The sequence below is a fragment of the Neisseria sp. P0014.S002 genome (assembly GCF_051958295.1).
In the GTDB taxonomy this organism is placed as follows: Bacteria; Pseudomonadota; Gammaproteobacteria; order Burkholderiales; family Neisseriaceae; genus Neisseria; species Neisseria flavescens_B.
The window spans coordinates 1-230 of record NZ_JBQCVO010000144.1 but is presented as its reverse complement, the minus strand read 5'-3'; the positions used below and the strand labels follow the sequence as shown (position 1 = coordinate 230).

Here is a 230-nt window from a genome sequence, read left to right as displayed (position 1 = left end):
GTAGAGCGCGGTATCATCCACGTTGGTGACGAGATCGAAATCGTAGGTCTGAAAGAAACCCAAAAAACCACTTGTACCGGCGTTGAAATGTTCCGCAAACTGCTGGACGAAGGTCAAGCAGGCGACAACGTAGGCGTATTGCTGCGTGGTACTAAACGTGAAGACGTAGAGCGTGGTCAAGTATTGGCTAAACCAGGTACTATCACTCCTCACACCAAATTCAAAGCAGA

1 protein-coding gene is annotated in these 230 nt (G+C 48.7%); it reads left to right on the top strand.

Annotated elements, in window-relative coordinates; genetic code table 11:
- A partial coding sequence (locus tag ACTHSX_RS10930) for an EF-Tu/IF-2/RF-3 family GTPase (protein ID WP_440377757.1) occupies positions 1–230 on the top strand: 230 nt, incomplete at both ends.